Source organism: Nonomuraea corallina, assembly GCF_027620315.1.
In the GTDB taxonomy this organism is placed as follows: Bacteria; Actinomycetota; Actinomycetes; order Streptosporangiales; family Streptosporangiaceae; genus Nonomuraea; species Nonomuraea corallina.
Map to the genome: position 1 here is coordinate 1 of NZ_JAPNNL010000241.1, position 9053 is coordinate 9053.

8 protein-coding genes are annotated in these 9053 nt (G+C 71.6%); 3 read left to right on the forward strand and 5 right to left on the reverse strand.

Annotation, left to right across the window (positions count from 1 at the left end):
* Positions 1 to 71 precede the first annotated feature (71 nt).
* From OUY22_RS34155 to OUY22_RS34175, 5 genes are all read right to left on the reverse strand, one after another.
* A complete protein-coding gene (locus OUY22_RS34155) occupies positions 72 to 620 on the reverse strand; it encodes an LmbU family transcriptional regulator (RefSeq protein WP_270159432.1) in 549 nt (182 codons plus the stop codon).
* Positions 621 to 918: 298 nt separating this feature from the next.
* Positions 919 to 2157: an activator-dependent family glycosyltransferase gene (locus tag OUY22_RS34160; protein ID WP_270159423.1), complete on the reverse strand. Its 1239-nt coding sequence runs from the start codon at positions 2155 to 2157 to the stop codon at positions 919 to 921.
* A gap of 13 nt (positions 2158 to 2170) precedes the next feature.
* Positions 2171 to 3682 carry an NDP-hexose 2,3-dehydratase family protein gene (locus OUY22_RS34165; RefSeq protein WP_270159424.1) on the reverse strand — a complete coding sequence of 504 codons (1512 nt, stop codon included), beginning with the start codon at positions 3680 to 3682 and terminating at the stop codon, positions 2171 to 2173.
* Positions 3679 to 4791 (reverse strand): DegT/DnrJ/EryC1/StrS family aminotransferase, encoded by a 1113-nt coding sequence (locus OUY22_RS34170; protein ID WP_270159425.1) that lies wholly within the window; start codon positions 4789 to 4791, stop codon positions 3679 to 3681. Before OUY22_RS34170 ends, OUY22_RS34165 begins: the two co-directional genes overlap by 4 nt.
* 50 nt (positions 4792 to 4841) lie before the next feature.
* Positions 4842 to 6170 carry an NAD(P)/FAD-dependent oxidoreductase gene (locus tag OUY22_RS34175; RefSeq protein ID WP_270159427.1) on the reverse strand — a complete coding sequence of 443 codons (1329 nt, stop codon included), beginning with the start codon at positions 6168 to 6170 and terminating at the stop codon, positions 4842 to 4844.
* A gap of 387 nt (positions 6171 to 6557) precedes the next feature.
* On the opposite strand from OUY22_RS34175, the gene OUY22_RS34180 reads away from it, so the two are divergent.
* From OUY22_RS34180 to OUY22_RS34190, 3 genes are all read left to right on the forward strand, one after another.
* Entirely contained in the window at positions 6558 to 7547 is a 990-nt protein-coding gene (locus OUY22_RS34180; RefSeq protein WP_270159428.1) for a ketoacyl-ACP synthase III family protein, read from the forward strand.
* Positions 7548 to 7563: 16 nt separating this feature from the next.
* On the forward strand, positions 7564 to 8700 hold the full coding sequence (locus OUY22_RS34185; RefSeq protein WP_270159429.1) for an acyl-CoA dehydrogenase family protein: 1137 nt from the start codon (positions 7564 to 7566) through the stop codon (positions 8698 to 8700).
* A partial coding sequence (locus OUY22_RS34190) for an AMP-binding protein (protein WP_270159430.1) occupies positions 8697 to 9053 on the forward strand: 357 nt, incomplete at its 3' end. The genes OUY22_RS34185 and OUY22_RS34190, both read left to right, overlap by 4 nt.

Sequence of the window (9053 nt, forward strand, 5' to 3'; positions counted from 1 at the left end):
GCATCCGGCGGCGGCGCGGGACGGGCGTCCGATCGCTGCACGGTCCTCTCCTGTCCTGGCGGGTCACCCGGTCACGGCTGGTCGCCCTCGTCGATGGCCTCCATGGCGGCACTGTCGAGGGTGGCCACGATCCACGCCTGCAGCTCCAGCTCGGCCGCCTCGGCGGCCTTCTGCCAGCGCTCCTTGCGTTCGGCGACGACGTCCATGCGGACGAGGGAGACGTCCTTGCCCGGGAGCTCGCCGTTCCGGCCGGCCCTGATCCTGCTGCGCAGCTCGTTGCGCGACCAGCCGCCCAGCTCGGCCCGGGTGAGCCAGGTGTCCTGCTCCTCCGGGGGCAGCCCGGCCACCTCCGCGTGGTGCTGGAAGCTGAGCTTGGCCCGGCGCCGGCTCTGCGGGAACTTCCTGGCGATCCAGGCGTAGTTGCGCAGGGTCTGGTAGTCGAGCGAGGTCTCGGTGATGGCCCGTTTGTAGCGGTCGGGATAGTGGGTCTGTCCGTAGATGAGCCAGTCCCCCAGCCACCAGGCGGACGAATCGGCGATCAGATACATCTGCCGCCCCAGATGCCGCCATTCGGACAGCGGCAGGCCGGGAGGCAGCGACAGGCTGGTGCGCCGCGTTATGGCGCGTCCGTAGGGCGAGGGCCGGCCGTTCTGGCCGTTGTGGAGAGTCGTCGTCGGTGCGTCCTGTCCGTCCCCGTTGGCTCGTGTCTCGTTCGTCCCCCGGCGGGTGGCTCCGAGCGGCGCACGCTCTGCCGTGCGCGTCCGGCGGTCTACTCCGTCCGGCATCTACACCTCACAGTGTTCTGGCTAGGTGGCTTCCGGGATCCCCGTTGTGCGGGGTTCACAAGATTTCTCACTCATTGCGACTTCTGATCTAGACGAGTCCTAAACAAGCTCTAGACGCCCTGCGTACGCGCCCTCACCCGCGCAGGGCGGCGACGCGCTCCTCCAGCGCCGGGACGACCTGGTTGGGGGCGGGCATGGCGAGCATCTCGGCGCGCAGCCGGCCGGCCTCGTGCCGGAACCCCGGCTCCTCCACCAGCGCCCGCACGGCCTCGCGCACGCCCCCGGGCGTCATCTCCCTGTCCGGGATCGTCAGCCCCGCGCCGCGCCCGGCCAGCAGCCGGCCGTACAGCGGCGGGTCGAACATGTACGCGTGCGACAGGACGAGCTGCGGCACCCCGTAGTACATCCCGGTGAAGACGGTCCCCGCGCCGCCCCAGCCGATCATCGCCGAGCAGGTGGGCAGCAGCGCGTGCAGCGGGGTGTACCCGACCAGGCGGACGTTGCCCGGGACGGACCGGAGCCTGGCCCGCTCGCCGGCGGCCAGCGTGGCCACCACCTCGACGTCGAGGTCGGCCAGGGCGTCCAGCAGGTCGGCCACGTCCACGGAGTAGCGGCCCATCCGCTCCACGGCCGTGGTCCCGAGGCTCAGGCAGACCCGCGGCCGCGTCACCTGCTCGCGGAGCCAGGCGGGCACCACGGCCCGGCCGTTGTAGGCCACGAAGCGCATCCCCACGCGGTCGAGGGGCGGGTCCAGCTCCGGCTCCAGGGCTGCGGGAGCGTACCCGATCGTGAATTGTCCGGACGTCATGTCCTCCTCGAACACGGATCCGAACGCGCGGGCGCGGGCCGACAGCCACTCGGCCAGCGGGTCCTCCCTCGGCTGGTGGCTCAGGTAGCGGCGCCGCAGCCAGGTGAGCAGGTCGACGCCCCACAGCATGCGGGCGTGCGCGGCGCCGCACGCCCGCGCCGCGATGGCCGCCGCGTACGTGACCTGCTCCCAGATCACCAGGTCGGGCCGCCAGTGGCGGCAGAACGCCACCAGGTCGGCCATCAGCGGCTCGTTGACCGCGCGCCACCACCAGGGCACCACGCGGCGGTACCACCGCCGCAGGTCGTCGAACCCGATCTCCGGATGGACGACGGGCAGCGCCAGGTCCTCGTCGCTGGTGTGGCCGACGCGCCGGATGACCCGGCCGAAGACGTGGTCGCGGCCCAGCGGGACGGCGGTGAGCCCGGCGCCGGTGACGGCCGGGGCCAGCGCCGGATGGCCCGCGACCCGTACCTCGTGGCCCGCCGTGCGCAGTGCCCAGGCGAGGGGCACCAGCGACAGGAAGTGCGTGCGCTCGGCCTCGCTGGCGATCAGGACGCGCATGCCCGGCGTCCCCTCACCACAGGCTGTGCACGCAGGCCACGAGGCTGCGCGCCTCGATGTTCAGGTAGTGACCGTGCCCGAGCAGGTCCATGAGCTGCCGGGCGGTCACCCAGCAGTAGTCCCACGGCACGTCGACGGGGAAGTCCTCCCCCACCTCGACGATCTTGTAGCGGGTCTGCGCGTGGTAGAACCGGCCGCCTTCCTCCGACATCAGGGAGTCGAAGCGCACCCCCTCGCCGCCGAGCGCCCGCTCCAGGACGAGCGGGTGGTCGGTGTGGGCGCCGAGCGTGTCCAGGCCCGACACCATGTGCACGCTGGGCGCCATCTCCACCAGGTCCAGCAGCCCCGGCTCCGGCTGCGCGCGCACCAGGAAGTGCAGCACCCCGTCGATGGGCCTGGCCAGGAACACCGCCATCCCGGTCGTCCTGGTGGCCAGCAGCGGCTGGGTCCACCACTTGACCTCGCGGTTGTCCGCGGCCACCCGCACGGCGATGATGCTGAAGCCCTGCAGGGCCTGGTCCACCAGTTCGTCGTCCGTCCTGGACCACCGGGCGATGTCCCGGAGCGGGATCAGCCGGCTCTTCCACTCGCAGCGGCACTTGGCCTCGGTCAGCCAGCTCACGAGCTCCCCCGGCGAGCGCAGCGCCCCGCTGGAAGGGTCGGCCGCCCCGTACGAGCGCGCCAGCGCCTCGGTGAACGCGTCGCCGGCCGCCGGCTCGCCCGGCCCGTGGAAGGGCATGCAGGACAGGACGGTGCGGGCGTCCATGTTCACGAGGTTGTCGACGGGGAACATCCGCCGGACCTGGCCGAGGGTCACCCAGCAGTAGTCCTCGTGCGGCTCCACGTCCTCCTCGACCTGGATGACGATGTTCCGGTTGCGCTTGCGCCAGAACCACGCCCCCTGCTCCGACTGCAGCACGTCCACGAGCACGCGGTGGCGGTGCGCCTCGCGGAAGTACTGGACGTACGGGGTGTCGTCGCCCTTGTGCACCCGGGTGTAGTTGCTCCTGGTGGCCTGCACGGTCGGCGACAGCTGCCAGGTGTTGACGTTGCCCGGCTCGAACTTGGCCTGCATGAGGCAGTGCAGGACCCCGTCGAACTCCTTGACGAGGATGCCGAGGATGCCGATCTCCGGCTGGTTGATGATCGGCTGGCAGTGGCGGGAGGCGCCGTCGGTGGACAGCTCGAAGCCCTCGATGCTGAAGAAGCGGCCGCTGTGGTGGCGCAGGTTGCCGGACTCCGGGTCGAAGGCCCATCCTTCCAGCTCGTCGAACGGGATGCGGGTCACCTCGAAGCCGGGCCTGTCCAGCCGGCCGCGCCACCAGCGGTGGAACGCGTCCGTGGACAGCACCCCGCCGTCGGGGCGCAGGGCCGACAGGGTGAAGGCGCCGGCCGGCGGGGCGCCGGAGACTTGAGCGACGGGGAGCGGGACGGCGGAGGAGGGGGCGGCGGAGGAGGGGGCGGCGGAGGAGGGGGCGGCGGAGGAGGGGGCGGCGGAGGAGGGGGCGGCGGAGAGAGCGGTCACAACGCGGCCAGCGTGCTCTTCAGCGCGTCCACGACTCTGTCCTGGTCCGAGGGCGACAGCGACGGGTACATCGGCAGCGAGAAGATCTCGTCGGCGAGCCTCTCGGTGACCGGCAGGTCGCCGGTCTTGTAGCCGAGCTGCGCGAAGCCCTCCATCGTGTGCACCGGCCAGGGGTAGCTGATGTTCAGGTGGATGTCGTGCCGCTTCATCCCCTCGATGATGCGGTCGCGTTCCGGGTGGCGGACGACGTAGACGTAGTAGACGTGCTCGTTGCCGGGCGCGGTGGCGGGCAGCACGAGCTCGGTGCCCGCCAGGGCCTCGGTGTAGCGCTCGGCGACGGCCCGGCGGCCGGCGATGTAGGCGTCCAGCCGGGTGAGCTTGCGCCGCAGGATCTCGGCGTGCACCTCGTCCATCCGGGCATTGTGGGCGGGGGTCTGCTTGACGTAGTAGCGCTCGGCGTCCATCCCGTAGTAGCGGAGCCGGCGCATGCTGTCGGCCACCTCGTCGTCGCTGGTGATGGTGCCGCCGGCGTGCCCGTACGCGCCGAGCACCTTGGTGGGGTAGAAGGAGAAGGCGCCGGCGTGGCCGACGGTGCCGGCCATGCGGCCGGCCTGGCGCGCGCCGTGCGCCTGCGCGCAGTCCTCCAGCAGCGCCAGGTCGTGGTCGGCGGCCAGCCGCTCCAGCGGCTCCAGGTCCACGCACTGCCCGTACAGGTGGACGGGCAGGATGCAGCGGGTGCGTTCGGTGAGCACGGCCGGGACCTGGCCGACGTCCATGAGGTAGGTGCCGGGGTCGATGTCCACGAAGACGGGCACGGCGCCCACCGCGTTGATCGCCAGCACGGTGGGCGCGGCGGTGTTGGACACGGTGACGACCTCGTCGCCCGGTCCCACGCCGAGGGCCCGGAGGGCGACCACGATCGCGTTCGTGCCGTTGTCGACCGCCACGCAGTGCGGCACCTGGTGGTAGTCGGCGAAGGCCCGCTCGAACCGTTCCGTGTGCGGCCCCCACACCAGCTGGCCGGAGCTGAACACGGTCTCCACGGCGTCGAGGATGTCCTCGCGCTCGTCGGCGTACTCGTGCAGGTAACCCCAGACGTACATGGTCATGATCTTCCTAAGCCTTTCTCGACAAGCGGGAGGAACCTGGGCACAACGGGTCAGAACTGCGGCATGGCGGTGGGGGCGCGCAGGGAGCCGAGGAAGGGGTGCCAGACGTGCGAGGGGTCGTTCTCGACCGACTTGAGGACCTCGCGCATCAGGGTCAGCGCCCTGGGCTCCTCGCCGTCGTAGACGTCGCCCTGCAACATCCGCAGCACGTCGATGCGGTAGCGGGGGTCCTTCACGAACGCGGTGAAGAGCACGTTCAGGCGGTAGAAGATCGTGATGAACTCGTACCAGTAGCTCACCGCCCGGCGCAGCTTCGCCTCGTACGCGGCGAACCGCTCCTTGCCGTAGCCCTCGCCGGCCCGGTGCGCGGCGATGATGTCCTTGCAGGCCAGGCGGGCGCTGTTGAGCGCGACGCTCACGCCGCTGGAGAAGATCGGGTCGACGAACCTCGCGGCGTCGCCGATGAGGACGAACCGGTCACCGCAGATCTGCTCCATGGCGTAGCTGTAGTCGCCCTCGGTCTTGAACGGCCGCACCCGCCGCGCGCCCTTGAGCACCTCCAGCAACTCCGGGCGGCTCTCGGCCATGTGCCAGAAGAACTCCTCGCTGCCGCCGCCGAACTCCCGGATCCGCCGCTTCTGGGTGACCACGCCGACGCTGGTGATCGTCTCGGTGATGGGGATCTGCCAGATCCACGAGTCCCGCACCGGGAGCCAGTGGACGAAGATGTAGTCGGCCTCCTCCGGCTGGGTGGCGAGCTTCTCGCGGTCCAGGCCCTCGACCCAGGTGTGCACCGCGTACTGGTCGAACACCGGATCGCTGATCTTCAGCTTGCGCTGGCGGCCGATGAGGGTGCCGCGGCCCGAGGCGTCGACCACCATCCCGGCGGTGAAGCCGACCTCCTTGCCGCCCATCCGGCAGGTGAGCGTGACCTGCTCGGGGTCGTCGAGGTCCACCTTGAGCACGCGTACGCCGGAGAAGACGTGAGCGCCCTTCGCCTCGGCGTTCTTCAGCAGGATCAGGTCGAACTTGCCCCGGTCGACGTGGAAGGTGTAGTCGCGGTCGACGCCGGGCTGGTCGCGCTCGACGAATTGGACCTCGGCGGTGAGCCGGTGGCTGATGCCGGCGAACCCGTTGCTCGGGACGCGCAGGTCGTAGGCGGCCGTCCAGGCGGCCCCGTACTTCTTGGGGAAGCCCGCGGCGTCGACCTCCTCCATGGCCCCGGTCTCCAGCAGCACGGGCGTGGTGGCCGGCACGAAGGACTCGCCCACGTGCGGCCGCGGGAAGATCTCGCTTTCGAAAAGCGCCACGTCAAGGCCCGCCATCGCGAGGTAGGCGGCGGCCGTGGAGCCGGCGGGCCCGCCTCCGATCACGGCCACATCGAAATCTGACTGCACGCGCCCGTCCTCCATTGTGAATCAAAGCGCACCGGCAATTCTCTGCCAACAGGGGAAATCCAAGGTCCGGTCGTTGTCAAACCGCATTGTTCGGTTCGCGGACGCGGGAAGACGCCGGGATGTCTCGCTGGCGAGACACGCACTCTCGCCGCGCACCCGTCTGAACAGGGCGGATGTCACGACAATAGCGAGGTGAAGGCGATCCGCTAATACCGCGGATTCCTTGTCAGGACGGCGATGGCCACCCTATGCTCCTGGCTCAGCACGATATTCGGCTACCACATTCGGCTACCACAACCGTCGCCCGCGAATGGAGAGGGCATTGCCGTGCCTGGCCAGAGTCTATTTATAAGCGGCATCGGCGTTTTCGTGCCGGAAATTGAAACGGTGGAGTCCGCCGTCGAGCGCGGGCTGTGCACGGCGGAGGAGGCCCGGGCGCACGAGATGACGGGCGCGGCGGTGGCCGGCGAGGTGTCCGCCCCCGACATGGCCCTGGCCGCCGCCAAGGACGCGCTGCGCGGCCACGATCCCGGCGACATCGGGCTCCTGCTCTACACCGACGTCTGGCACCAGGGCCCGGACGGCTGGTACCCGCAGTACTACCTGCAGCACTACCTGCTCGGCGGCCGGGCGCTCGCGCTGGAGATGCGGCAGGGCTGCAACGGCGTCTTCTACGCGATGGAGCTCGCGGCCGGCTACCTGCGGGGCTTCCCCGACCGCGGGGACGCGATGGTGGTGGCCGCCGACAACTTCGGCACGCCGCTCGTCGACCGGTGGCGCTCGGCCCCCTTCCTGTTCGGCGACGCCGCCGCCGCGCTGGTGCTCAGCACGCGCGCCGGGTTCGCGCAGGTCCTCGCGATGGGCACGGTGAGCGTCCCGGAGCTGGAACAGGAGCACCGCGCGGGCGAGCCTCTCCACCCCCCCGGCGCGACGACGGGCGCCTTCCTCGACTTCAAGGCGCGCGAACGCAGGTTCAACGAGCAGGCCGCCGGCGAGAGCGCGCTGCGGCAGAGCTGGCTCACCGCCCACATGCACATGCTCAAGCTGGTGAACCGGCTGATGTCCGAGGCGGGCATCCGGTACGGCGACATCACCCGTGCCGTGTTCACCAACCTGGCGCCGGAGTCGATCGAGCGCCGCTGGATGGACGTGCTCCGGCTGCCCATGGAGAAGTCCACGTGGGACTACGGCAGGACGATCGGCCACACGGGCGCCGGCGACCCGGTGCTGTCGCTGCACCACCTGCTGTCCACCGGCGCGTTGCGGCCCGGTGACCACGTGGTGATGGGCAGCGTCGGCTCCGGCGGCTCGATCTCCTGCGCGGTCGTGAAGATCCTGTCCGTGCCGCAGCCCGGCTGACCTGGGGACGTTCGGGATGGACTTCGACTTCGACGCGGACCAGCGGCGCCGCCACGACGACGTGCTGGCCTCGGCCCCGCGGTGGGAGGCCCCGCGGTGGGAGGAGGCCCGGCCCGCAGGCCGGGAGGCGTGGCGGCTGCCCGCCGAGCTCGGCCTCACCGGGCTGTGCCTGCCCCGCGAGTACGGCGGCGGCGCTCTGGGCGCGCTCGACACGGCCCACTGCCTGGAGGCGTTCGGGCGGGCCTGCCCCGACACCGGGCTCGCCTTCGGGGTGGCCGCCCACCTGCTCGCCTGCGGGGTGCCCATCCGCGACTTCGCCCGGGGCGAGGTGCGCGCCTCGCTGCTGGCCGGGATGGCGCGGGGCCGGCTGATCGCGGGCAACGCCATGACCGAGGAGGGGGCCGGCTCGGACATCTCCGCCATCGCCGCCAGGGCCATCCGCGACGGCGGCGACTACGTGCTGGAGGGCCGCAAGTCGTTCGTGAGCAACGGGCCGATCGCGGACGTGTTCGTCACCTACGCCGTCACCGACCCCCGTGCGGGCTTCCTCGGGCTCTCGGCCTTCGCGGTGCCGCGCGGGCTGCCCGGGGTGCGGGTCGGCGAGCCGTACGAGAAGCTGGGGCTGGACGGGTGCCAGGCGAGCTGGGTCGAGTTCGACGGGTGCCGGGTCCCGGCGGACCACCGACTGGGCGGTGAGGGCCAGGGCGGGCTGGTGTTCCAGCGCTCGATGGCGTGGGAGCGGGGCTGCCTGTTCGGCGTCTACCTGGGGCTGATGGAGCGCCAGCTGCGGGAGGCCGGCAGGCGCGCGGCCGGACGGCGCCAGTTCGGGCGCAGGCTGGCGGACTTCCAGGCCGTCTCCCACCGCCTGGCCGTCATGCGCCAGCGCCTGGAGTCGGCCCGGCTGCTGCTGTACCGCGCGTGCTGGCTGATCGACCGGGGGCGCGCGGAGAGCACGGCGGCGGTGGCCCTGTCGAAGGTGGCCGTGTCGGAGGCGGTCGTGGCCAACAGCCTGGACGCCGTCCACCTGTCCGGCGCGGCGGGCTACCTCTCCGGCGAGGCCGAGCGGCACCTGAGGGACGCCGTCCCCAGCACGATCTTCTCCGGTACGACGGAGATCCAGCGGGAGATCATCGCGAGAGAGGCCGGGCTATGAGCTTGCACCGACTGGTCATGGACTCGGCCGCGCGCCACCCCGGCCGTCCGGCGGTGGACGGGCCGCTGGGCGCGCTGTCGTACGCCGAGCTGGACAGGCGGGCCGCCGCGCTGGCCCGGGCGCTGGCCGGGCGCGGCGTCGGACCCGGCGACCGGGTGCTGATCTGGGCGCCGAAGTCGCCCCGCGCGGTCGTGGCCATGCAGGCGGTGCTCCGGCTGGGCGCCGTCTACGTGCCCGCGGACGACAGGACGCCGCTGCCGCGCATCCTGAAGATCGTGCACGACTGCTCCGCGCGGGCCGCCTGCGCCGAGGGGCCGCTGCTCGCCTCGCTGCGCGGCGAGCTGGGCCAGACG